Annotated in this window: 20 protein-coding genes; 1 reads left to right on the top strand and 19 read right to left on the bottom strand. The window is 27.8% G+C overall.

Going from position 1 to position 26,632, the window contains the following annotated elements:
- Window position 1: 1 nt before the first annotated feature.
- The 16 genes from KGF50_RS04305 to KGF50_RS04230 all read right to left on the bottom strand — a co-directional run bounded on the left by KGF50_RS04305 (window position 2) and on the right by KGF50_RS04230 (window position 19,257).
- Window positions 2-415 (bottom strand): PTS mannose transporter subunit IIC, encoded by a 414-nt coding sequence (locus tag KGF50_RS04305; RefSeq protein ID WP_227846953.1) that lies wholly within the window; start codon window positions 413-415, stop codon window positions 2-4.
- 24 nt (window positions 416-439) lie between these two features.
- Complete coding sequence (locus KGF50_RS04300; protein WP_227846952.1) at window positions 440-1,192, bottom strand: GntR family transcriptional regulator; 753 nt, start codon at window positions 1,190-1,192, stop codon at window positions 440-442.
- Window positions 1,193-1,398: 206 nt separating this feature from the next.
- Window positions 1,399-3,186, bottom strand: coding sequence for an aspartate--tRNA ligase (aspS, locus tag KGF50_RS04295; protein WP_227846951.1), 1,788 nt, complete (start codon window positions 3,184-3,186; stop codon window positions 1,399-1,401).
- Between the two features lie 73 nt (window positions 3,187-3,259).
- Window positions 3,260-4,522 (bottom strand): histidine--tRNA ligase, encoded by a 1,263-nt coding sequence (gene hisS, locus KGF50_RS04290; RefSeq protein ID WP_227846950.1) that lies wholly within the window; start codon window positions 4,520-4,522, stop codon window positions 3,260-3,262.
- A complete protein-coding gene (locus tag KGF50_RS04285) occupies window positions 4,512-6,071 on the bottom strand; it encodes a coproporphyrinogen III oxidase (protein WP_227846949.1) in 1,560 nt (519 codons plus the stop codon). The genes hisS and KGF50_RS04285 overlap by 11 nt, the downstream gene beginning before the upstream one ends.
- Before the next feature lie 91 nt (window positions 6,072-6,162).
- On the bottom strand, window positions 6,163-6,777 hold the full coding sequence (locus KGF50_RS04280) for an MBL fold metallo-hydrolase (protein ID WP_227846948.1): 615 nt from the start codon (window positions 6,775-6,777) through the stop codon (window positions 6,163-6,165).
- 14 nt (window positions 6,778-6,791) lie between these two features.
- Window positions 6,792-7,241 carry a D-aminoacyl-tRNA deacylase gene (gene dtd, locus KGF50_RS04275; RefSeq protein WP_227434490.1) on the bottom strand — a complete coding sequence of 150 codons (450 nt, stop codon included), beginning with the start codon at window positions 7,239-7,241 and terminating at the stop codon, window positions 6,792-6,794.
- Between the two features lie 24 nt (window positions 7,242-7,265).
- Window positions 7,266-9,473, bottom strand: a complete 2,208-nt coding sequence (locus KGF50_RS04270) for a RelA/SpoT family protein (RefSeq protein WP_227846947.1) — start codon at window positions 9,471-9,473, stop codon at window positions 7,266-7,268.
- A gap of 73 nt (window positions 9,474-9,546) precedes the next feature.
- Window positions 9,547-10,059 carry an adenine phosphoribosyltransferase gene (locus KGF50_RS04265; RefSeq protein WP_227846946.1) on the bottom strand — a complete coding sequence of 171 codons (513 nt, stop codon included), beginning with the start codon at window positions 10,057-10,059 and terminating at the stop codon, window positions 9,547-9,549.
- Between the two features lie 12 nt (window positions 10,060-10,071).
- Window positions 10,072-12,522 (bottom strand): single-stranded-DNA-specific exonuclease RecJ, encoded by a 2,451-nt coding sequence (gene recJ / locus KGF50_RS04260; RefSeq protein ID WP_227846945.1) that lies wholly within the window; start codon window positions 12,520-12,522, stop codon window positions 10,072-10,074.
- Between the two features lie 12 nt (window positions 12,523-12,534).
- Window positions 12,535-14,199, bottom strand: a complete 1,665-nt coding sequence (locus KGF50_RS04255) for an ABC1 kinase family protein (RefSeq protein ID WP_227846944.1) — start codon at window positions 14,197-14,199, stop codon at window positions 12,535-12,537.
- 302 nt (window positions 14,200-14,501) lie between these two features.
- Window positions 14,502-14,996 (bottom strand): gamma carbonic anhydrase family protein, encoded by a 495-nt coding sequence (locus KGF50_RS04250; protein ID WP_227824277.1) that lies wholly within the window; start codon window positions 14,994-14,996, stop codon window positions 14,502-14,504.
- 28 nt (window positions 14,997-15,024) lie between these two features.
- Window positions 15,025-16,404, bottom strand: coding sequence for a thioether cross-link-forming SCIFF peptide maturase (scfB, locus tag KGF50_RS04245; protein ID WP_227846943.1), 1,380 nt, complete (start codon window positions 16,402-16,404; stop codon window positions 15,025-15,027).
- Between the two features lie 357 nt (window positions 16,405-16,761).
- Complete coding sequence (locus KGF50_RS04240; protein ID WP_227846942.1) at window positions 16,762-16,908, bottom strand: cyclic lactone autoinducer peptide; 147 nt, start codon at window positions 16,906-16,908, stop codon at window positions 16,762-16,764.
- A 3-nt stretch (window positions 16,909-16,911) separates the two neighbouring features.
- Window positions 16,912-17,520, bottom strand: coding sequence for an accessory gene regulator B family protein (locus KGF50_RS04235; protein ID WP_227846941.1), 609 nt, complete (start codon window positions 17,518-17,520; stop codon window positions 16,912-16,914).
- Window positions 17,521-17,826: 306 nt separating this feature from the next.
- Window positions 17,827-19,257 (bottom strand): DUF4116 domain-containing protein, encoded by a 1,431-nt coding sequence (locus tag KGF50_RS04230; RefSeq protein WP_227846940.1) that lies wholly within the window; start codon window positions 19,255-19,257, stop codon window positions 17,827-17,829.
- 343 nt (window positions 19,258-19,600) lie between these two features.
- Between KGF50_RS04230 and KGF50_RS04225 the strand changes: the two genes are divergently transcribed.
- The gene (locus tag KGF50_RS04225; protein ID WP_227846939.1) at window positions 19,601-20,266 is read left to right on the top strand and encodes a hypothetical protein; all 666 of its coding nucleotides are present in this window, start codon (window positions 19,601-19,603) and stop codon (window positions 20,264-20,266) included.
- A 442-nt stretch (window positions 20,267-20,708) separates the two neighbouring features.
- Here KGF50_RS04225 and KGF50_RS04220 read toward each other — a convergent pair whose 3' ends face one another.
- From KGF50_RS04220 to KGF50_RS04210, 3 genes are all read right to left on the bottom strand, one after another.
- The gene (locus tag KGF50_RS04220; RefSeq protein ID WP_227846938.1) at window positions 20,709-21,983 is read right to left on the bottom strand and encodes a DUF4830 domain-containing protein; all 1,275 of its coding nucleotides are present in this window, start codon (window positions 21,981-21,983) and stop codon (window positions 20,709-20,711) included.
- 261 nt (window positions 21,984-22,244) lie between these two features.
- Window positions 22,245-24,950, bottom strand: coding sequence for a bifunctional diguanylate cyclase/phosphodiesterase (locus tag KGF50_RS04215; protein ID WP_227846937.1), 2,706 nt, complete (start codon window positions 24,948-24,950; stop codon window positions 22,245-22,247).
- 24 nt (window positions 24,951-24,974) lie between these two features.
- Window positions 24,975-26,525, bottom strand: coding sequence for a sensor domain-containing diguanylate cyclase (locus KGF50_RS04210; protein ID WP_227846936.1), 1,551 nt, complete (start codon window positions 26,523-26,525; stop codon window positions 24,975-24,977).
- Between the last annotated feature and the right edge of the window lie 107 nt (window positions 26,526-26,632).

Raw genomic sequence — 26,632 nt, 5'->3', positions numbered from 1 at the left:
ACTAAAATACCTCTTCTTCTTCATTTATTTGTAATGTTACATTTTGTATTCCCAATCTAGATTCTTTTGCTAACTGTTCTGCATCTTCAGTTGTTAATTTATCAGAAAATCTTGTAAGAAGCTCTAATACCATATTTAAATTCATTCCTGAAAATAACTTAACATTATGTAACTTAGTTAACCTTAACATAGCAGTACATACACTTGCTCCGTATAAATCAGATAAAATTATATATTCACATTCTTTATCTTCCACTATTGTTTTTTCTAACTCTAAAGCAAAATCTGAAGCGCTTTGTCCAGGATATAAACTGTATGAATTAACGCAATTTGCTAAATCTCCTACTATCATTTTTGCTGAATCTAAAAGCCCTTTTGAAAAGTCTCCATGAGACGCTAATATTATTTTTCTCATATTTATTCCTCTCCCAAATGTAAATTATATTTCTGCTGATACTGCATATTTATACTTATCACTTCTTATAAATTGTTCATTGTAATATAAAACATCATTATTCTCTGTATATACTAATTGTCTTACTTTTAATAATGGCATATTGCTTGCACATTTAAGGTGGTCAGAATATTCTTTGTTTGAGTGTTTTACTTCAAATATATTTTCCACACGATTAGGTAGTGTACTTATATTGTTAGATATAACTTCCATTAAAGACTTATCTTCCAGCTCTTCTTTTAATAAGAATATGTAATCTATTCTAAAGTAATCAACTTCAAAAATAACAGGTACTTCATCTATTAATCGAAGTCTCTTAATACATATTATCTTCTCTTCTAGTTCAATATTTAAAGCTTCAGCCACCTGCTTATCGGCTTTTTTTATTAAAATAGAGATTATCTTAGTACTTGGTTTTGCATTAATACGATGACAAGAATTAGTAAAACTATTTCCTGCACATGTTGCTTCTATTCTCTCTGGTATAGTTACATAAGTTCCTTTTCCACGCTTTTTACATAATATATCTTCTTTTACAAGTTCATTAAGCGCATTTCTCACAGTTATACGACTTATATTAAACTCCTTACATAAGTCTACTTCAGATGGAAGTTTATCTCCTGGCTTATATATACCAGCTGCTATTTGTTTTTTTATATTGTCATATAGTTGTTGGTACAAAGGAATAAATGAATTTACCTCTAAGTCCATTTCTTTTTTATGCTTTTTTTCATCCATTTTAGTCACCTCCTCATGTAGTGTTTTTATAACATTATATAACAAGTTCTTTATTACATATTATAACAACTTGAAATCGTTGTCAATTTATTTTTAAATAATTTTTAATTTGGTAATTTTTTAATTTTTTTGTCTAATATCAAAAAAAAGACGTCGCCCTATTTTTTAGTGCGACAGTCTTTTATATATTATTTCTTATTCATATATTATTCTTTATCTTTTATATCAACTTTTATACTTAATTCATCCAATTGCTCATCATCTGCTACTGTAGGAGCATTTGTCATAGGACAAACAGCATTTTGATTTTTAGGGAATGCAATAACTTCTCTTATATTTTCAGCTCCTGCAAGCAACATAACAAGTCTATCAAGCCCAAAAGCTAGACCAGCATGAGGAGGAGTTCCATATTTAAATGCTTCTAATAAGTAACCAAACTTCTCATTAGCTCTTTCTTCTGTAAAGCCAAGTGCTTTAAACATTCTTGATTGAACATCTGAATTTGATATTCTAACACTTCCTCCACCTATTTCATATCCATTTAATACAATATCATAAGCTTTAGCTCTTAAAGATGCTTTATCTCCATCTTCTAGTTTATCTAAATCTTCATCCATAGGTGATGTAAATGGGTGATGCATTGCTGCAAACTTACCTGTTTCTTCATCTTCTTCAAAAACAGGGAATTCAGTTACCCATAATAGATTATATACATTCTTATCTAGTATATTAAGTCTATTTGCCACTTCAAGTCTAACTTGTCCTAAAGCATCAAATACTACTGAGTTTTTATCAGCTACAAATAAAAGTAAATCTCCTGCTTCTGCATTCATTCTTGTAAGTATAGCATTCATTTCATCTTCGCTAAAGAATTTTGCTATTGGAGAAGTTACTCCATCTTGACCTACTTTCATCCAAGCAAGCCCTTTTGCTCTATATGTTTTTGCATGTTCTTCTAATGATGATATTTGTTTTCTAGTAAAATCATCAGCTTTTCCTTTTACATTTATACCTCTAACACTTTTCCCTGGTTGTGTAGCATCAGCAAACACCTTAAATCCACAATTACAAACAACATCTGATATATCTGTCAGCTCATAACCAAATCTAGTGTCTGGCTTATCTGAACCATATCTATCCATAGCTTCTGCATAAGTCATTTTAGGAAGTGGAAGTGTCAATTCTACATTTAAAACTTCTTTAAATATAACTTCAAGTAATCCTTCAATCATACTCATAACATCTTCTTGTTCAACAAAAGACATTTCACAGTCTATTTGTGTAAATTCTGGTTGTCTATCAGCTCTTAAGTCTTCATCTCTAAAACACTTAACTATTTGGAAATATCTATCCATACCACTTACCATTAATAACTGTTTGTATAATTGTGGTGATTGTGGTAATGCATAAAATTTCCCTGGATTAACTCTACTTGGTACAAGATAATCTCTTGCTCCTTCTGGTGTTGGAGCAATTAAAAATGGTGTTTCTATTTCACAAAACCTATTGTTTGATAAGTAATTTCTTGTAATATTCATTACTTTGTGTCTTAATTTTAAATTTCTTTGCATAGATGATTTTCTAAGGTCTAAGTATCTATATTTTAGTCTTAGTGCTTCTGAAACATCATCATCATCTTTTATATAAATAGGTGGAGTTTCTGATTTATTTAAAAGTCTAAGTTCAGTTGCAAATATCTCTATATCCCCAGTTGGCATGTTAGGGTTTTTAGACTGTCTTTCACATACTTTTCCTTTTACTGCTATTACAAACTCAGCACCTAATTTTTCAGCTTTTTCAAAAGCTTCTTTATCTACATCTGTATCAAAAACTATTTGGCATAATCCACTTGTATCTCTTAAATCTACAAATACAAGTCCTCCTAAGTTTCTTTTTTTCTGTACCCATCCCATAAGTACAACTTCTTCATTTATGTTTTTTTCTCTCAACTCTCCACAGTAGTGAGTTCTCTTTAGACCCTTTAAAGTTTCCAAGATACTACCTCCATTTTATTTAATTTTAATGCTATATATTTATCTAATACACAAAACATCATACTTTCTTATTTTACAGCTTTTGCTTTAATTCTTCAACTAATGTACTTAATTTTACAGTAGTTTGCTCTGATGTTTTCATATTTTTTAATGTTGCAGTGTCATTTTTAAGCTCGTCATCACCAATTACTATTGTGAATTTTGAATTTATTTTATCTGAATACTTAAATTGTGCTTTTACACTTCTTTCTATATGGTCTTTATCCGCACTTATATGATTTTGTCTCAAATCCTTCAACAATTTAAAGCTTCTTGTGTTTGCTTCTTCACCTATAGTTACTATAAATATGTCTGTAGATTGAGGGTTTTCTATATCAATTCCATTACCTTCAAGTGTAAGTAAAAGTCTTTCAATTCCTAGTCCAAATCCAATTCCACTTATACCTTTTGGTCCACCTAGTTGTTCAACAAGACCATCATATCTACCTCCACCACATACAGTACTTTGAGCACCTATATCATTAGATATAATTTCAAAAGCAGTTTTTCTATAGTAATCTAATCCTCTGACTATTGTTTTATCAATTACAAAGTTTATATTCATTTCCTTTAAGTATTCTTGAAGTTTATCAAAGTGAACTTTACAATCATCACATAAATGGTCTGCAATAAATGGTATATCTTTGATATTTTCTTTACATGTAGGGTTTTTACAGTCTATAACCCTCATTGGATTTTTTTCTCTTCTCTCATTACAAGTCTCACATAATATATCTGCCTTTGAATCAAGATATTCTTTTAGTAAAGCATTGTACTCTTTTCTACAAACTGGACAACCAACCGAATTTATACTAACTACCAAATCATTTAATCCAACTTCATTAAAAAATTGAACAGCTAGTGCTATTATTTCAGCATCCATTGAAGGAGTATCACTTCCAAGTGCTTCTATACCAAATTGATGAAATTGTCTTTGTCTACCAGCTTGTGGTCTTTCGTATCTAAAGCAAGGTGTAACATAAAATAATTTTGTTGGTTGAGTATCTGCATATAATTTATTCTCTATAAATGCTCTTACTACACCAGCTGTACCCTCTGGCTTTAGAGTGATTTCTCTATCCCCTTTATCTTTAAAAGAATACATTTCTTTTTGAACTATATCTGTAGTATCTCCAACACTTCTCTTAAAAAGTTCTGTATGTTCAAATATAGGAGTCACCATTTCCTCATACCCATATAAAGCACATATTTCTCTAAATTTATTTTCTACATAACGCCATTTATAAGCCTCTTTTGGAGTTATGTCTTTAGTTCCTCTAGGAGCTTTAGTCAACATTTTTATATACCTCTTCTTTCTTCCTTTTTATCATTTCATCTACTCTATCAATGTATTGTTCAACATTCTTTACATTTTCTACTCTTTCAATTCTATCTTCATCTACATAAACAAATTTTGATATAGCACCTGCACCCAAGGCATAGTTGCTTTGTTTTTCCTCCATAATTTGTATATTGTAAATACACTCATATCCTTCTTTAGCATAACCTATATTTTCTAAGTTACCTAGCATATGTTTTTGTCGGTACATATAATATGGATTAAGTCCCATATCCTTGGCATATTTCATTGATAAATCTATCATTTTTATCATTTCTTCATACTGAGTTAAATGTTCTTTGTACTTATCCATATTTATATTTAGGTTAGAAGCTCTTTTTATGGCTAATGTGTGAACTGTAAGACTTTCAGGAGAAAGCTTTTTTATTTCCTCTAATGTATTTCTCACCATGTCTAAATCTTCATCTATAAGTCCCAAAATTATATCCATATTTATATTGTCAAAGCCCATATTTCGAGCCATATTAAAACATTCTACTAAGTCAGAAACTTTATGTTCTCTTCCAATTTTAACTAAGGTCTCATCATTCATAGTTTGAGGATTTATACTAATTCTACTTACATTGTGTTTTTTTAATACACTTAATTTTTCTTTGGTAATGGTATCTGGTCTACCTGCTTCTACTGTAAATTCTTTAATTTTGCTTAAATCCAATTCTCTAAATAGAGCATTTATAAGTAAATCCAATTCTTCCTCATCCAATGTAGTAGGAGTTCCACCACCGATATATAGAGTTTCAATTTCTTTATTAGTATCCTCAATAATCTTGGCAAACCCTTTAATTTCTTCAATCAATTTATAAACATAATCTCTTTTTAAATGACCAAATTGCTTTAATGAGTTTGAAGGAAATGAACAGTATACACATCTAGTTGGGCAGAATGGAATACTTACATAAAGAGAAATTTTATTTTTATCTATCGGATACATAAACAAGCGTTCTCTTTTAGCTATTTCAAGAGCTAAATCTATTTTCTCATCCATTATGAAATAGTTATCTTTTAGAATAGTTCTTATACTATCATCATCTAATCTTTCATCCATCAGATTGTGGACAATTTTGACTGGTCTAATGCCAGTCAAAATGCCCCATGGAACATAAGAATTAAATATTTGTTCAAGTACTATAAACATGCTTTTTTTAATACTTTCTTTACATAACTTTCTAATCTTTCTCTTACTTTCACTATCTAGTCTGTCTAAAAACTCTTCAATCTTTTTATTGTTACAAAATCCATTTAAAAACTCCGAATTTATACCTTTGATATTTTGTATTGATTCATACTTTAAGTTACTATCTTCATAATACTCAGTAATTGAAAATAAAGTATCATTTTCACAAATCAATCTATTTATTAAGTATCTTGACTCTATACTATTGCTACAATCAGCAAAGTCATTAAATTTAAATTCACTAGTGAACAATTTTATAAGTTCTGCTACTTCATACTTATAATCATGTCCTTTTAAAAAAACATCCAACATCAACTTAACCCCTTCTATTAAACACTAGAAGAACCCCATCACTGATACAGTTATTAAATATTTGATACTATTTTTAAATATTAATATAAAATTACATGTAAGGATTTGTCTTCTTTTCAACACCTAGAGTACTAGTTGGTCCATGACCAGGGTATACTCTAACAGCGTCTTCATATTTACATAATTTTTTAAGTGATTTCTCCATTTGGTGGAAATCTCCACTATATAAATCAGTTCTACCAATACTTCCAGCAAATAAAGTATCTCCTGTGAACATGTCATCTTCAACTCTTATACACATACATCCTTGTGTATGACCTGGTGTATGCAAGAAAGTCATTTTTAATTCACCAAGTTCAAGCTTATCTTTATCATTTACATAGATATCTGCATCAAATTCTTGTGCACCACATCTCATTGTATAGCTTAAGTTTTTATTTTTATCATTTAATAATTCTTTTTCATCAATATGTGCAACTACCTTAGCACCAGTCTTCTCTTTAATATCTTTAACATACCCGATATGGTCACCATGTCCATGAGTAAGAATTATATATTCAACATTCAATCCATTTTCTTTTACAAAGCTTAATGTATCTACTAAACTTCCTCCTGGGTCTATAACTGCACATTTTTTAGTTTTTTCATCACCTAATACATAAGTGTTTACTCCAAAATAACTATCTACAAATTTTTTTATAACCATTAAAGTTTTCCCCCTTAAAAAGATTTACTTGAGTCTAATAGTATTGTTACTGGTCCATCGTTAGTTAATTCTACCATCATATGAGCTGCAAATTGACCTGTACCTACTGTTACACCTTTATCTTTGGCCTTTTTTACAAATTCTTCATACAAATCATTTGCAAGCTCTGGTCTAGCTGCATTACTAAATCCAGGTCTTCTTCCTTTTCTACAGTCTCCATATAAAGTAAATTGAGATACTACTAAAAGTTCTCCACCTATGTCCATTAGAGATAAATTCATCTTATCATTTTCATCTTCAAAAATTCTTAGGTTTAATATTTTATCAATCATGTAGTCTACATCACTTGATTTATCATCATGAGTTACTCCCAACAGTACTAGCAACCCCTTATTTACTTGACCTATAATGTTTTCATCTACTGTAACTTTAGATGAAGATACTCTTTGTACTACTGCTCTCATATTTTCCTCCCTATTATTTTAACTCTAATTTGTCATTCTATAAATACTTTCTACACCAGGAATTGCTTTTAATTTTTTCATTAGAATTTTCAATTCTTCTGTGTCATTAACTTCTACAAGTAGATTTATACTTACAATACTATCTTTTCCTTTTCTTGCATTTATTCCATTTAAGCTAAGTTTATCCATTGCAACAATATGAGTTATTTCATTAACAATACCTCTTCTGTCAACAGCCTTTATTTGAATCTCTGCTTCAAACTTGCCTTTACCTGCTGAACTCCACGAAACTTCCACTAGTCTATTTTGGAAGAAATCTCCATTATTATTTGCATTTGGACAATCCGCTCTGTGTATAGCTACACCTCTACCTTTAGTGATATATCCTACAATCTCATCTCCTGGAAGTGGATTACAACATTTAGCAAACCTTACTAAGATATTGTCAAGTCCCTTTACTACAATACCTTGTGATGAATTTTTCTTTCTCTTTTTGCTGTATTCTGTTTCGCTCATATTGTGTTTATTTAAATCTTCTTCTTGCATCTGTTGTTCTTTTTTTACTTTTTTAATTTCTTTTAAATACAAATCTTTTACTTTAGATACAACTTGAGATGACATTATACCACCATAACCTACAGTTGCAACTAAATCTTCAACACTTGGCTGATTAAACTTCTTGGCAACTAGTGCCATGTATTTTTCAACAACAGGGTCTTTCTGTGGTATATCATGTTTCTTAAATTCTCTTTCTAATATGGTATTCCCACGGTCAACATTTTCTTCTCTTCTTTCTTTCTTGAAAAATTGTCTAATTCTACTCTTTGCATTCGGTGTTTTTACTATGTTAAGCCAGTCTCTACTTGGCCCATTAGAATTAGATGATGTAAGTACTTCAACAATATTACCATTTTGAAGCTTATAATCAATAGGTACTATTCTTCCATCAATCTTTGCTCCAACACATTTATTTCCTACATTTGTATGAACTCTATAGGCAAAATCTATAGGAGTTGATTCTGCTGGTAATTCAATTACATCTCCTCGTGGAGTAAATACATAAACCTGACTATTAAATACATCTTCTTTAAGCGCATCCATAAATTCTTGTGGGTCTTTTAAATCTTTTTCCCACTCCATCATTTGTCTTAACCACTGAAGTTTCTCTTCAACTTTTACTTCTTTACCAGAAATACCTTCTTTGTATTTCCAGTGTGCTGCAATACCATTTTCTGCTATATTATGCATTTCATGAGTCCTTATTTGTATCTCTAAAGGCTCTCCATCAGGACCTACAACAGTAGTGTGTAATGATTGGTACATATTTGGCTTTGGCATTGCTATATAGTCTTTAAATCTGCCTGGAATAGGTCTCCATAATGTATGAACTATACCAAGTACAGCATAACAGTCTTTTACATTATCTACCAGTATTCTTACAGCTGTTAAATCAAAAATTTCTTCAAAAGTCTTGTGTTTTTTCTGCATTTTTCTATAAATACTGTAAAAATGCTTTGGTCTACCATATACATCACATGGTATACTTAAATCTTTAAACTTATCTTTAAGAAGCTCAACAATCCCTTGTATATAGTCTTCCCTTTGACTTCTCTTCATTGACACTCTATCAACTAATTCATAGTACCCTTCTGGGTCCATAAATCTTAATGCTCTGTCTTCTAGTTCCCATTTTATCTTAGATATACCTAATCTGTGGGCTATACCTCCATAAATTTCTAGTGTTTCTTTTGCTTTATACTTTGCTTTTTCTGGAGGCATGTATTTTAATGTTCTCATATTATGCAATCTATCGGCAAGCTTTATAAGTATAACCCTTATATCTTTTGCCATTGCTAGAAACATTTTTCTTAAATTTTCAGATTGAGTTTCTTCTTTTGAACGATATTTTATCTGACCAAGTTTTGTTACTCCATCAACTAAATCCGCTACTTCTTTTCCAAATTCTTTTGTTATGTCTTCATAGGTATATTCTGTATCTTCTACAACATCATGAAGCAAACCTGCTGTAATAGTTTCAATATCTAATTCCATCTCTATTAAAATATTTGCCACTGCCAATGGATGAATAAAGTATGGTTCCCCAGATTTTCTATATTGTCCATCATGCGCTTTTTTTGCAAGATTATAGGCTTTTTCAACCTTTTCAAAATTTGCATTAGGTGCATAAACTTTTATCTTTTCAATTATTTCTTGTAATTCTTTATCATGCATATAACCACCTATTTTGTATAAAATTTTAATATATATGAAAATAGTTGGTGCTATACCAACTATTGTAAAAGTACTAGTATTTTATAAGAGAATTAACATCATAGTTAGATAACTTTTCTCTCCCATTTAAGAATTCTAGCTCAATTAAAAATTGCATAGAAACTACTTCTCCACCTAATTTTTCTACAAGCTTAGCAGCAGCTTCCATAGTTCCACCAGTAGCCAATAAATCGTCTACTATTGCCACTTTTTGACCTTTTTTAATTGCATCTTTATGTATTTCTAAAGTATCCGTACCATACTCTAATCCATACTCGTAACTCTCAATTTCTCCTGGTAACTTTCCAGGTTTTCTAATTGGAACAAATCCTACTCCTAATGCATATGCTACAGGTGTACCCATCAAAAACCCTCTTGCTTCTGGCCCTACTACTAAATCCACACCTTTGCTTTTCAATTCTTCAGCCATAGAATCTACTGCATATTTAAATGCCTCGCCATCTTTAAATAGAGTTGTAACATCTTTAAAATCTATACCTGGCTTTGGGAAATCATCAATATTCCTTATAAAGTTTTTTAAATCCATGGGAAACGCCTCCTAATAACTGCTATTGTATTGTTTTTCTAAATTTTTTAGATTATTGAGTATTAAACTCTCATTTAAGTCTAATTTTTTCTGTGGTTTTGGCAATATTCTTATAAGTACAGAATTGTTTTCATAATTTAAATTAAAGTCAAGTAAATTTAATTCTCTAAACACATTCAATATCGTAAAAAATTTTAATGGAATTACATTAAAAGTTCCCTTTATATTTACCATATCTAAATCAATTTCTTTTTTTATAAGTGCTTGTTTATAAATTGTTATAAATTCATCTCTTGATGGAACTATATTACTAACTACATTCTTTAAATATAATAGGTCTGTTTTATTATAATATTTTATAATTTCACTTTCTTCTCTTTTATTCTCATATATATACGAATATTCGCCTTTATTGTATAAATAATCATAAAGAATAATATTATTATATCTTTTTAAGTCTATTTTATCAATATTAGGAGAAAATATAAGCTCTAATTTATCAGTATTTTTGTTAATATCTTCAATAATATTGTAATTTATGTTAAAATCCAAGTCCATAAGTGATACATCTGATATTGCTCTATAGAATCCATTTATAGAATTGGATATTATCAATGTCTCTTTTTCAAAATAATCAAATATATTTATGTCCGTGTTTCCATCAAATAATTCAAAACCAGACTCAGATATATTATACAAGCTTTGTGAATCTTTTGGTATTATTTTTGACATTAATTTTAGCGAAAGTTTGTCATTACTTGCACTTTTAGGTCGAGCTAATCTAATGTCTTTAAGTAAAAACTGCACTTTTCTATTTCCCATATAGTTATTTTCATCTAGTTGGAACAATACATCTACTTTATCTCCTACCTTGAATAATGATTTTAAATGACTCATGTTAAATCCTATACATTCATAGCACTTTTCATTTTCTACACTTAATTTCAAATGTTGTTGATTCTTACCTATGACTTTTAAATCTTTTAGAATATAATTTCTAACTATAAATCTAGGATTAGGATTATTTAATCCAAATGGTTCTAACTTATGTAATTCTTCCACAAGATTTAAATTTATTACATTTTCTTGTAGTTCAAATTCAACATTTACATTTTCTATCATATCATCTTCAGTCAAATTATAATCTGCAAACTTATTTATTTCATTAGCCAAAGCTTCCACATTTTCTGAATTTAAGGACAATCCAGCTGCTTGCTCATGTCCACCAAACCTAGTCATTAAGTCTTTGCACTTTGCAAGAGCTTCAAATATATTAAATCCTTTTATTGACCTTGCTGAGCCAGTAGCTTCTCCATCTTCTACACCTAAAAGAATCGTTGGTTTATAGTATTTTTCAGTCAACTTAGATGCTACAATTCCTATTATTCCATGTTGCCAGCCTTCTTTAGCTAAAACCAATACTTTATCTTCATTATACCTACTATTAGACTTTAACATTTCTTCAGCTTCATGATACATCTGAGCCTCTATCATCTGTCTTTCATTATTTTTTTCTTCCAATATATTAGCTATTTCAGTAGCTTCATCTTTAGATTGAGTAGTAAATAGCTCAACACCCAAATAAGAATATCCTAAACGTCCTGATGCATTTATTCTAGGTCCAATTGCAAATCCTATATGAGAAGAACCTATTTTATCACTTTCTACACCACAAACTTTTATAAGCTCTCTTAATCCAATATTTTTGCCTTCTTTCATTAATTTTAAACCATTTTTTACAATTATTCTATTTTCATCCACAAGTGGAACAATATCACAAATAGTTGCCAATGTTACTATTTCTAAATAATCGTACATACTAGTCTTAAAATCTTCTTTTGGAGTGAGTGCTTGTATCATTTTAAATGCTACACCACATCCACATAATGCATCGAATGGATAGCTACAATCATCTTGCTTTGGATTTATTACTGCAAAAGCTGAGGGAATTTCATTTTGGCATTCATGATGGTCTGTTATTATAACATCTATACCCAAATTATTTGCTAGATTAACCTCAGATACTGATGTAATTCCGCAATCAACACTTATAATCAGGTCACAACCCCTAGAGCTTATAAGCTTTATAGCATCTTCATTTATACCATAGCCTTCTTCTAGTCTATTTGGAATATAATAATCCACATGATATCCTATACTCTTAAAATATAAGCATAAAATAGAAGTAGAAGATACACCATCAACATCATAATCTCCATAAATCCAAATTTTTTCTTTTTTATCAATGGCTGACTTTATTCTATCTACAGCCTTTTGCATATCTTTCATTAATAAAGGGTCTCTTAAATAGTCTAAAGACGGATTCATGAATATTTCTGAATCTTTTTCAGTATATATACCTCTATTTTTTAAAATTTGGCAGATTTCCGGGGAAATATTAAGTTTTTTGCTAAATTCACTTTCCTCTATCTTCCCTTTGTATTTCAGTGTCCATTTTTTCAAATTTAATTCCCCCTAATCTTTTTTGTATTTTGACCTAATACTTCTTATTACTAAGCATAGCCCTATTATAAAAGAAATAAAGAACCCTGCTATAGCAGTAAATTTTATCCATATATTATTTTCTATATTTGGTGATGCAATTATAAGTGAAGAACCTACTATGATGGATGCTAATACTAAACTTAATGACATTTGAGAAGTTAATTCTGTTATACAAATTTCTAATTTTGTCATTTTAACATCTTCAATTTGCATTTTTATATTATTTCTTTCTACATTTCTTAAGATTGCTTTTAACTGTTTTGGAATAGTTTTTACATCAAGCAATATCTCTTCCACATTTTGTCTTGAGTTTAAAACTACATTTTTAGGATTGAATTTACTTTTATAATGATGCTTCATAAATTCTTTTCCCATAGAGCCAAGAGAAAAATCTGTATTTAAAGTCCTACTTGTACCCTCTAATGTTATAATAGTCTTTGCAAGTGTTACAAACTGTGCAGGCATAATTATCTTATACTGTCTAAAAAATCTAAACAATTCATTTAATATATCTGTCACATTTATCTTTTCTATAGAGATATCATAATAGTAATGTATTAGATACAGTAAATCCTGTCTAAGACTTTTAACATCAGCTTCTCCATTTAACGCATCCATTTCTATTAACAAGTATATTATTTTATCAACATTTTTTTCTACACCTGCTAATGCAATTTCATTTAATTGGTTCAAAGTTTTGTTATCAATGATTCCAATCATTCCAAAGTCTATATATGCTATCTTGTTTTTGCCAACTATAAATATATTACCTGGATGTGGGTCTGCATGAAAAAAACCATGTGACAATACCTGTATAAAAAAAGACCTAACACCTATTTCAACAATAGTTTTTGTATTGTAGCCTAATTTTCTTATTTTTTCTACATCACTTAACTTTATACCATTAACTTTCTCCATTACTAAGATTCTCTTACTGTTATATTCTGAATATACTTTTGGTATATATACTTCATCACTATTTTTAAATATCCTAGAAAATTTAGTTGCATTTATAGATTCAAAATTATAGTCAAGTTCTCTCATTAATTGAGTTTGAAATTCTTCTATCATTTGCTCTAAATCTAAATTAAAGTCTTTTTTTAAGTCTTTTAATGTATGTGCAATAGTTCTAAGAATCTCCAAGTCAGATTTTATTATCTTCTCTATATTAGGTCTTTGAATTTTTACAATTACTTCTTCTCCTGTTTTAAGTATTCCTTCATAAACTTGACCAATTGAAGCTGCTGCTATTGGTTCTTCTTTAAATTCTGAGAATACGTCTTCTATACTTAAGCCTACTTCTTCTTTAAATATTTCAATGGCTATATTTGAATCAAATTTCTCTACATCATCTCTAAGCTTTGATATTTCATCAATTATATCTTGGTCTAACAAGTCTTTTCTTGTGCTCAATATTTGACCTATTTTTACATATGTAGGTCCTAGTTCTTCTAAGACTCTCTTCATTCTCTCACCAGTTGTCATATTTTTTATTTCTTCTGGTGGGTCAAATAGTGGTATTTTATATGCTATGCCTTCTATATTTAATCTTTCTACAATAAAACTAAAACCATACTTTATCAAAATATATCCAATTTCTCTATATCTCTTTAAATTCCTATAACTTATTCTCAAATTTTTTCACTCCTAGAATAGGTATACCCAAAAACTTACACCTTAATTTATCTATGTCTACGACATTATTTTACTAATTGATATTCTAATATCTTATATCCTCTTTAATATTTAATTTTATCACATATACTAGTAATTTTATTAAATTTCTTTAACTCAGTTAATTTTTATTTTTGACATTTCATACCTATTCTAAACAACTACTTTTTCAAAATTAAAATACTAATTAAACCTAATAAAATAAATTAGTGGTTGATTCAAAACAAATTTAAGCATGTTTTGAAACAACCACTCTCTAATTGTTATTTTTGATTTTGTGCTGCTTCTAAATACCATTGATATGACTCATCAATATATTTTTTATCTTCTTCAGTAAGTTCTCTAACTACTTTTCCAGGAGAACCCATTATTAAAACTCCTGGTGGAAACTTTTTATTAGATGTGATTAATGTACCTGCTCCTATTAAAGTGTATTCTCCTATTTCAGCATTATCTAGTATGATTGAACCCATTCCAATTAAAACATTGTCACTAATTTTGCAACCATGAACTATTGACCTATGACCTACTGTTACATTATTCCCAATTACAGTATTTTCATCTCCATGTACTATTGAACAATCTTGTATATTGGTATTTTCTCCAATAGTTATTGGACCTTCATCTCCTCTAACAACTGCATTATACCATACACTTGAATCTTTACCGATTTTAACATTTCCAATTATATCTGCTGATTTTGCTACAAAGACACTTTCATCAATTAAAGGTTTATCTTCTAAATAATCTCTAATCATATATAAACAACTCCTTTAAGATATAAATTTAATTATTTGCTCCTTCTAACATTAATTTTGCTTGTATCATAATAGAACATTCTGTACGCTTTCTTTGCATTTCACAACCCAACTCATATGGTTTTGATATATCATTGTTAAAGTTTATTGCATTGGCATGACATCCACCTGAACAATAGAACTTATTCCAACATTTTTTACACTCTTCCTTAGTATATACATGAGCTTCTCTAAATGTATTTTTTAACTTTTCTGGAAGTACAATTTCTTTATCCAATATATTTGCCATTTTAAATTCTTCATTTCCAACAAATTGATGACATGGGTATATGTCTCCACTTGGTGTTACAGAAAGATACTCATTTCCAGCGCCACATCCAGTTATTCTCTTTATTACACATGGTCCTTGATTTAAATCTATCATAAAATGGAAAAATTTAAATCCATCTCCTTGTAATTGTCTATCAGCATATTCCACAGCAAATTTCTCATATTCATCAAATATCTTTGGTAAATCTTCCTCTCTAAGTGCATATGGATTACTTTCGTCTCCAACAACTGGCTCTACAGATGTTAGTTTAAATCCTAAATCTGCAAAATGCATAACATCTTTAGAAAAATCTAAGTTATCTCTTGTGAACGTGCCTCTTATATAGTAATACTTGTCTTTTGCTCTTCCTTCTACAAGCTTTTTAAATCTTGGCAATGTAATATCATAACTACCTTTGTCATTTAAAGTTGGTCTCATATTATCATTGACTTCTTTTCTTCCATCTAAACTTAAAACTACATTGTGCATATTTTCATTTATATAATCTATAATTTCATCATTTAACAGCACACCATTTGTAGTTATTGTAAATCTTATATTTTTATTATAATCTTTTTCAATACTTTTTCCATACTCAACTAATTGCTTTACAACTTCAAAGTTCATTAGAGGCTCTCCACCAAAGAAATCTATCTCTAAGTTTTTTCTACTCCCTGAATTGGCAATCAAATAATCTATTGCTGCTTTACCAACTTCAAAACTCATAAGTTCTTTTTCTCCACCAAAATCCCCTTGAGCTGCAAAACAATACTTACATTTCAAATTACAATCATGGGCTACATTTAAACATAGTGCTTTTACTACAGGCTCTCTATGTACAAAACTTGGATGATATTGATATGTATCTTCTGTATATAAAAGACCTTCTTTTTCTAAATTTAATATTTCTTCATATGCTTCATTTATTTTGTCTTCTTGATATTTAGATTTTAATATATTTAGTATTTCTTCTTTACTTTTGTCTTTATAAAAATCTAATAAATCGTATGCAACATCGTCTAATACATGAACAGCTCCTCCATTCACATCTAAAACGATATTATATCCATTCATAGAAAATTTATGTATTATACTCATAACCTACCTCCTAAACTACTATCTATACTAAAGTTTTTTAATGTTTTAATTAAACTTTACCCTTCATTATATCATACAGTTTGCTTAAAATACATACAATACAAAAATGACTTACTACTCGTAAGTCATTTCAATGGATACACTATATCCCCCTAAATTAGCACACTTGTACATTACAAAATAAAGTATACTATGTGCTCATAAAATAAAATGTTTGTTCCTAATTGCTTATTTTATATTTATTAAAGTATAACAATTTCTTTTTTATAATAATTATATATAAATAATTTACTTGTTTTATGTTTATTAAAACATAATATTTTTTTATAATGATTTCATATGAATAATTGCTTGTTTTTAATTTATCTTTTTTAAATTCTTAATTTCTTTTGGTACTCTAGGTTGATGTATAATCCATGGACAAGTGCTATTTGCTGACAAAATTGCAGTACTCAGTGCTAATGAACTAGCACACTTCATAATTTTTACAATAAACTTTTTCATAATTTAATTCTCCCTCATACACATTTTACTTATATTTTTTTTAGATTTTAATTTACCTAATACCAGCATTATACAAATCCAAAGCATTGCAAAAGCACTATATATAAAGTAATCCACGAATACATTTAATGAAAAACTCGAAATTGTCATTAACAAGACTACTGTAGATATAGATATAGCAACTTTTTTATAAGTTAACTTTTCTACCTCATTTATAGGATTACTTTTATGCTCTACTGGACACATAATGCAAATTCCAATCCAACTAATACTAGCAATAATCATAATAATATTTTTAAATAAATCTACATTTAGATTTTCTATAATAAATATTGTAGATAAAATTATAAAAACAAAGGTTAATAGACATCTAAAATAGTTATTTGCATGATACCCTCCAGAAAATTGTCTTATTGGGCAGTAACATATTAAAAAAAATGATATATATGTAAATTTCCCAAACAAAAAACCTAAGAGTAGTATGGTCGTTATATTAACTATAAAAGCAATTAATATTTCAAATCCATAAGAATACACCCTAGATTCATTGTTATCTATCATATTGTTATAAATTAAAACAGATGTCATTTTATCAGCATATCTCTTAAACATTTTTACCTCCAGAAAAAAATTTTACATATATAGAATAGCGTCTTTTTTGAGAAAATTCAATATATTTTTCAAAACTAGTTATTGAAATTGTAAAACTGGTCAAAAAAAGACCTATATAATCATTTTGTTATTTTTTATATAATAAAAAAGTTATAATAAAAGAGTTTTATTAAGCTTTATATGCATAAAAGCACATAACTTATATTGTATAAGTTATGTGCTTTTATTTTTATTATAAATCTTTAATTTTATATTTATTTTTATGATATATCTTAGTTTTTCTTTTATTTTCATAACATATATTGTTTAACTTTGTTTTTGCTTTACATATTGAAGTGCTTTTCTATTCTGTTTTACTGCCTCTAAACAAACTTTTTCTGTTTGATTTTCTACATATTCCAAAGCTCTGTAATTCTGTTTTACTGCTTCTAAGCATAGTTTTTCTGTTTGATTTTTAACATATTTTAGCATTCTATAGTCTTGTCTTACTGCTCTTAAACAAATATCCTCTGTTTGTTCTTTTACATATTTAAGTGCCTCAAAACTTTGATTTACTGCTTCCAAACAAACTTTTTCTGTTTGTTCTTTTACATATTGTATAGCACTGTAATTTTCTTTTACTGCCTCTATACACATTAATTCTGTTTGCTCTTCTATATATTTAAGAATATTTCCATTTTGCTTTACTGCCTCTACACATATTTTTTCTGTTAATATCTTTATATAACTCAATATTTCTTTTATTTCAAAATCTTTAAATGAGCCCCTTATAGCCTCTATACATATTTCTTCTGTCTGTTTCTTTACATATTGTAATACTTTTCCATTCTGTCTTACTGCCTCTAAACAAATGTCTTCTGTCTGCTCCTTTACATATTGTAATGCTCTTCCATCATTTCTTACTGCCTCTAAACATATTTCTTCTGTCTGCTTATTTACATATTGAAGAGCCATATAACTTCGTCTTACTGCTTCTATACATATTTTTTCTGTCTGTTCATTTACATAATACAAGGCAAAGTCATTTTGCTTTACTGCTTCTATACATATTTCTTCTGTCTGTTTTTCTACACAAGGCAATGCACTATAGTTTTCCTTTACTGCTTCTAAACATATACTGTCATTTTGTTCCTTAACATAAGCTAAAGACTTTCCATCTTTTTTTACTGCTTCTAAACATATTGTTGGAGTCTGTTCTTTTATATCCTTCAATATTTCTGCCACATCATTTTTTGATGCGCTTTCTATTAATTCTAGGCATACCTCTTCTGTCTGCTCTTCTACAAATCTAAAGACTTCCATAACATCATGAGTTGATGCACTTCTTATAGCTTCAATTAATACATTTTCTGTCTTGTCATTTATGTAATATAAGGCTCTGTAATTCTGTTTTACTGCTTCTATACATATAGCTTCGGTTTGATTTGTTATGTATTTGAGAGCTTTATAAGTCTGTTTTACTGCCTCCATACACACTCTATCAGTCTTATCTTTTACAAATTCTATTATTGTACCATCTTGCCTTACTGCTAGTAAACACATTTCTTCAGTTTGATTTTCTATGTCTTTTAATTCTCTATAGTCATACTTCACTCTGCTTAAGTCATTTAAATGCACATTATTATCTTCTTCTGAATTATCCTCATTAATTTCTATATCATCCTCAAATTCTTCATCATCTAAATAGTCATCTTTTTCTGGCAAAAACATAGATTTAATTTTATTTTTTATATCCATAAAATTAACCTCCTTTAATACGATTTTATCATTAAAGTAAATCATTTTTAAGTATTTATTTAATTAATTTTATATTAAGTTCTTTTAAAAGTCCATTCATTGTCGATAGATTCTATTTTATATTAATAATTTAATTATAAACATGTGGGGTGATAAAGTTAATAGTGGACATTTTTCATCCCATTAGTATATACTATTCATATTTAATACTCATTTATAGTTATTTTTTTCAATTTTTTCACCATTTACTATATCATATTTATTCAATTTATGATATTATTTAAGTATAATATAAGTTTTATAAAGTATATTAAATATATTATAAGATGGAGGTCGAGTAATTTTGAAAGGAAACATAGTACAATATAATTTTGCAGATATAGAGGAAGAAGTATATTCTTTGGATTATGCTATAGCATGGAATACAGACGAGGAAAACGTAAACATTATACCATTTACAAATAAATTCTGTAAAGAATCTATAGAATCTTTTTGTTTAGGTAAAATTGACAACTTTGTTGAAATATTAAATGAAGGCTTTGTTGAAAATCATCATTATGTACATTTAGATAAGATGGTAAGTGTTCCTAAGAAAAAAGTTAATTTAGTATATCAACAAGACACATATGGTTCTCTTTTAAGAGATAGTAATAGTAATCTTATTCCTGTAAAAATAACTTCAGAACAATCTAAGTCTATATCAAATAAGGTTGAGTTATTTTGTGCTGGTGAAGAAAAATGTTTAATTAATATATTACTGAAGGCTGACCCATCATATGTTTTGGATATAGATAGCATAAAAGATAAGGACATCTTAAATTTAGGTTATGAATCTATTGATAGATACAAAGAATACAACTTTGATGATGATAAGATTTTAATATTTTTTATCAATAAAAAGCGTTATTCTGTAATTATGAAAAAAACAAATAATTCTAGTGGAGATTTAGCTACTAGAAACAATGTTATTAAGGAGTTATTTGCTAATAAAGCAGGAAATATCAACTAATCTTAGAATTTTAATGTGCTATTTTTTAATTAAATAATAATATACAAAGTGGGAGTAGAAAAATCTACTCCCACTTATTTATAATAAACAAATAAATCCATAAATCTATTGAGTGATTATAATTTTTAGATTGTACTAGCTTACATTTTTAAATTTACATTTTAAAATTTAAGGTGCACTTTCTATTCTAAACTTTAATCTCTACATCAATATCATCAACTGTAACAACTTACAATTAAATCTTTAATAATCAAACCTTAGACCATATATATTAAAACTCAAATTAAATTTAGGATTTATTTGGATATCACATTAAAATTATACATTAATATTCAATATCTTAAGTTCTTAATTTATTTTACCCTTAATTCTATTATTAAATACTTTTAATTATTTTTCAATACAATATCAAATTTTAACATTAATAATTTTAAGTTTAAATTTATTTCGTAAATCCAGATACTTTCCATACTCCACCATCATTTATAACATCAATATTAATATCAGAAAAACCTAATTTCCCACCAGCTTTTTCTACCCCATCATTGGCAAATATTACATTATAACTTCTTTTATCTTTTTCTTCTTCTCCTGAATCTATTTTTTCTATATATATAATTGTATCACTATTAATATAATCTGGTAAATTCATTTCAAATCTAGTATCATTAAAAAGTTTACGATTATCCAAATTAATAAATAGAGTACTTATCTGACTTTCTACATCCATAGTTGCTAACAACTCATTTGTATTATTTTCTTCCATAGCCTTAAGATGCATTCTTATTAAATCTTCATTACTCATTTTTGATATATCCTTATATAGAGAATTAGTTTTATCTATACAATTATCAACTATCCACACATTTAAATCTTCTTTTTTTACTTCTTTAAAAGTATGTCTTTTTAAACTAAGAGCCTTTCCTTCATGTCTACCTGAATCAATGTATGCTCCTACAATCCTTCCTTCATGTCTTATTACAATACCTCTAGCATCTAATAAAGGTTCAAATGAGTCTGGTAGTGGTTCAATTAAGCTGTATATCTCAGCAGTAATGTCATTTGAATTTAAATTAGAAAAATCTAATCCTATATCTTTAGACAATTCCATATTGTAAGCCCAATATATTTTTTCTGTTGTATTTTCTGATGAATACTTAAAATTATTGGGAAGTGTTTTTCTTTGAGATGATATAAGAAAACTTGGTGTCCAGCTATACTTTTTAAAAAGTTCACTCACATCATTAGGAACTTTTGTATTTTGAGGTTTAAATTCATCAAGAGAGTTTATTAGTCTAAAAAAATCATATGGTAAGTTAAGTTTTTCATTATTGTATTTAATTTCTCCAAAATTATGTAGACTATCATATGAGTAATTTATAATTTTCTGCTCACCATTACTATTATAAAATCTTATCTTCTGATTTTTTACAGCTACCCCACTCATATCTCTATCTTCAAAATCAGTTGCCTTGCTCATAAAACTTACTATCTCATTTATTAGTTTTTCATCTGTAACTACAATTGGTTTATAGTTTTTTTCAGTACCTCTATTAAACTTATGATAAATTTCTATTTTCTTTGTATCTTTCAAATCTGAATATATTTTATTGTACTGCTTATTATCTATTAAACTATGATTTGTACTTAAAAATAATATTACAAAAGCTAAGACAGGTAAAATTATGATAGATAGTGTTGTTTTTGTAATTTTCAAATTGTATACCTCCATTAAATATATATACTCTTTAAAGCATTCACCCTTAATATATATTACCATATTTCAAGAGTACCTCAACATACCATTAATATTGATGATGCTTATATTGAAGATTTTTCATAAATATAAAAATTATAAATTTTTAATATTAAATCAATAATATTACTATATCTAAGGAATTTAATAAAACTACCACTTGAATATGTATACAAACTACATATTTTAAAATGGTAGTTCTATTGAAAACGCTAATATCTATCAATCATTTTTAGTCATCAATTCAATAAATTTATTTTCACTTAGAGGTTTTGAGAAATAATAACCTTGAATTAAATTTACACCAGCAGAAACGACTAGATTTAAAGTCTCTTCTGTTTCAACACCTTCTGCTACAACATCCATATTATTTATTTTGGCCATTTGTACAATAGCCTTCATTAATTCATATTGCTTGGATGAAAATTTAATTTGTTTTACTAGACCTTTATCAATCTTTAAATTCTCAATAGGTAAATTAGCTAAATAATTTAAACTACTAAATCCACTTCCAAAATCGTCTAAATTTATACCTATACCTTCTTTTTTTAGCTTATCAAGAGTCATGGTAGCAACCTCAAAGGTTTCCATAAATACACTTTCTGTTACTTCAACTGAAATATATTTTGTATCTAGTTCACAATTTTTAATACATTCTAATATATCATTCGCACAATCTTTATGTATAATTTGTTGAACAGATAAATTTACATGCATTTGTTCAAAATTCATGTTTTTATTTTTTATTATTTTAGTTATTTTACATGATTGTTGTAATACATATAACCCAACATCTTTAATAAGCCCATTTTTTTCTGCACAATTTATTACATCAAGAGCTGGATAGTAGTTTCCTTCTTCATCTTTTAATCTAACTAAAGCCTCTGCTTTAATATAACAGTTTTTTTCTACATTAAAAATTGGTTGGTACCAAACCTCTAATGTTTGTTCTTCTATACTTTGCTTTATACGTTTAATTATATTATTTTCGTGATAAATTATATTAGTCAATTCATCATTATAAACTTGAACATGATTTTGAGTACTTTCTTTTACATATCCAAGTGCAATTTGTGCCTTTTCAAGTAACTCATATGCATCTTTTCCATGAGATGGATATTGACAAATACCAATGTTACATTTTACATCAAGAAAAACATCTTTTATATTTAAAGAGTTTGAAAATATATCTTCAATTTTATCTAGTACAGACAAATATGATTCTTTATTCAATGAAATACCTAAAAAAACATCTCCATTAATACGATATAGATAATCTGGAAATACTGTTCTTAAGTTGTTAGTAACCTCTTTTAAAACTAAATCTCCTATCTCAATTGAAAATAATTCATTAAATTTTCCAAAGTTACAAATATCTATTAAAAATAAATCCAAATTTCTTTTTGAATTATAGTCAGTTAATACTTCAATATCACGTATATATCCTCTTCGATTTCCAACGTCAATACTATAATCTTTGTACATAATTCGTTGCACTTTTCTATAATATTTATATATGACTCTCGCCAATCTATTTATATCTAAATCAGAATATTCTCCAAATACAATCTGTTTTTTCTCGTCAAGCATATCCTCACATTTTTTAGTAAAATCACGAATAGGAGCTATTGAAGGAAACCTTCTTTCATAATCATCAATCGCTACAAGTAAAAGTTTCTCTGCATCATTACCATCATCAATAGACATAGCTGCTCCGTAACCTATAGTGAGGAATATTTCTTGATTCCTTACATTGATTTTTCTTAGAAGTTCTAAAGAAATTCCTTTTTCAATACTTAACAATTCATTTTTACCACATTTTTCTTTAAATACTAAAACAAAACTTTCTTCTCCTATACGAGCAACGAAATGAGCACTAGTTATGTAATTCTCCAAAGTTCGTACGATATGTTCAATATACTCTTTTTTTTCATCACAACTTAATATTGGAGCAAATCTACTATAATTTGTAATACTGATATACAGTAATACAACTTCATCAGGATTTTTTTGTAATATTTCATTTAATTTAATTAAAAGTCCTTTTTTATTCCATATTCCTGTTTCTAAATCTCTTAATTTTTGCTCTCTTAATTCACAATCAACACTTTTCTTTCCAAGGTAAATAAAAACAATCCCTGCTATTAATACTGAAAAAATCAAAAATATTATATGAATAATAAAAATTAGATTTTTACTGGAAAATCCATTTTCATTTATAATGCTTAATGTCCAAACAGTAGGAAATTTAAACTTAATTTCTTGTGATTTAGAAAAATCAAAATCTTTAGTTGAAATTTCTATTGTAGACTTTGAACCATCATTTAAATCTACCCTCCAAAGCTCATACTCAAAACCAGCACTTTTTAATTGTTTCAAATTAAAAGCATCAATCACCTTTTTAGAGTCTAAAGCTATTGCAACTTCGCCCCAATATTCACCATTTTTATATATAGGATTGATAATTAAAAATACTTCTTTATTTGATACAGAATCTTTAAATGGTCCCTCTACTACCAAACCTTTAATAGATTCTGCTAATGAATAAGAATAATTTAAATTTTTCATTTGAGTACCAATCATATTTTTTGTAGAAGACTTTGAAAAAAATGCAGATACATTATGTTTTTCTAAAATGGAAATATACATGCAAGCGTCATTTTTAAGTACTTCTTTTGCAGTATCATCCAGTGCCTCTATAGAATAGTTATTTAAAATTAAGGCTGTTTTTAAATCATCAGTATAGTTATATTTTTCTTTTAAATTTAAAGTAATATTATTTTTATATGCCTTTAATAAACTTTCGACTTTTTTATTATCTATATCATCTTGACCATCAAAGATATATAAGATGCCTTTACTAAAACATAAAAATGATAACAATCCAATGACTAAACATATAAAAATCCTTTTATATACATTTTTCATATAAAACAACTCCTTCCATAGAGATTAAACTAAACGATAGTTTCCCTTTCCATTACGTTTAACATAATATAAAGCTTCATCAGCCTTATTTAATAAACTCTCTATATCATTATTGTTTTCTGAAGTACACACAACAGCTCCAATGCTACAATGAGTTCTAATAATTCCATCACTAGTTAATACTTCAGTGTGTAAACGAATTGTCATTTCATCTAATAAATCATCTATGTCTTCTTTACATGAAAAACCAGATAGTAACATAACAAATTCATCTCCACCATAACGTCCAATTAAGCCATTATATTTTTTTTCATACTCTCGAAGTACATATCCGACATTTTTTAAAACCATATCACCAGTTTCGTGCCCATACAAATCATTAATATTCTTCAAATCATCTAAATCAATAAAAGAGAATACAGAAAGTGTTCCAGAGTCTTCTACTTTAACACGATTACTTATCTGGTCAAAAAATACTGTACGTGTTACGACACCCGTTAAACCATCAGTTAATCCTTTACTTGTAAGTTGAATAATCTCTTTAAAATCTACTTCACTAGGTCTTTCTGTTTGATAAATGCGTTTTTCTAGTTCTTGAACAGAACCTAAAAGCATATCTATAACCTCCATACGTTTTTTCATAAAGCTTCTTTCCATATAGACTAAAATAAGGAATACTAAAGTTATAACAATTAAAATACAACTCATAGGGATTAAACTTAAAGCAAATACATCCATGAAATTTACTCTACAAAATAAATTCCAATTTGTATTTTTAACTGGCGTATAAGACATAAAGTACAATTGTCCTTTTTCAAATGCCCAATAATCACCTGACTTGCCATTAAATATATCTTTTTCTACTGCTTTAGCATTTGTCCCTAAATACTTTGTTTTCTGTGAAAGTTTTATGTATTTTTCTCCATAAGTTGATTCATTATTACTTGAATTCATAACTTGATTTTCACTACCAAATAGTATAAAGTTTTGCTGTTGACTTCCTTTTACTTGTTTAAGGACATCTTCCAATTCATCAAAATAAATTGCTGCAAACACACATCCATCTACATTTCCATCCTTTATAATAGGTGATGCTACTGTATAATTTAAAGTTTTCCCATCTGCTCCTGCTGCAAAACTATCTGTAACCTGTACCTTTTTTGTTGCAAAGAGCTTTTGCATATAATCACGTTCTGAAAGGCTAACATTTCCACCTTCCTCATCCCATACAATAATATTCTTATCTACAAAACATATCATCATATATTCAAATTGGTCGCTATATATTGAAAGTAGTTTACTTTTGTCAATACCACTTACATTGTTGTCCATGATATAATTGTTTTTAGCTAAAGAATTTAATAGTTTAATGGTTGTATTGACTCTATCTTCAATACTATTTGTGGCATTAGACATTAAATCTCTATTATCCTTCTTCATAACTCCCACTGTATTTATACAAAACATACACAGAATAATCAAAACAATAACAATATAAAATATAATAAAATATTTAGCAAATGATTGAAATGACAAATCATTTGTCTTATTGTTATATTTTCTTTCATTAGACATGTTAATCTCCCTCCTAAAATATTTAACAAATCTATTTATAAACTTAATAGTACATTATAAAATTTATAATACTTTTATTAAACCTAATATATTTTATCTTTAATATT

Origin of the sequence: Clostridioides sp. ZZV15-6598 (assembly GCF_020657705.1) — a bacterium.
Lineage (GTDB): Bacteria > Bacillota > Clostridia > Peptostreptococcales > Peptostreptococcaceae > Clostridioides > Clostridioides difficile_F.
The sequence above is the reverse complement of the archived record's forward strand: the minus strand, read 5'-3'. Positions and strand labels throughout refer to the sequence as shown.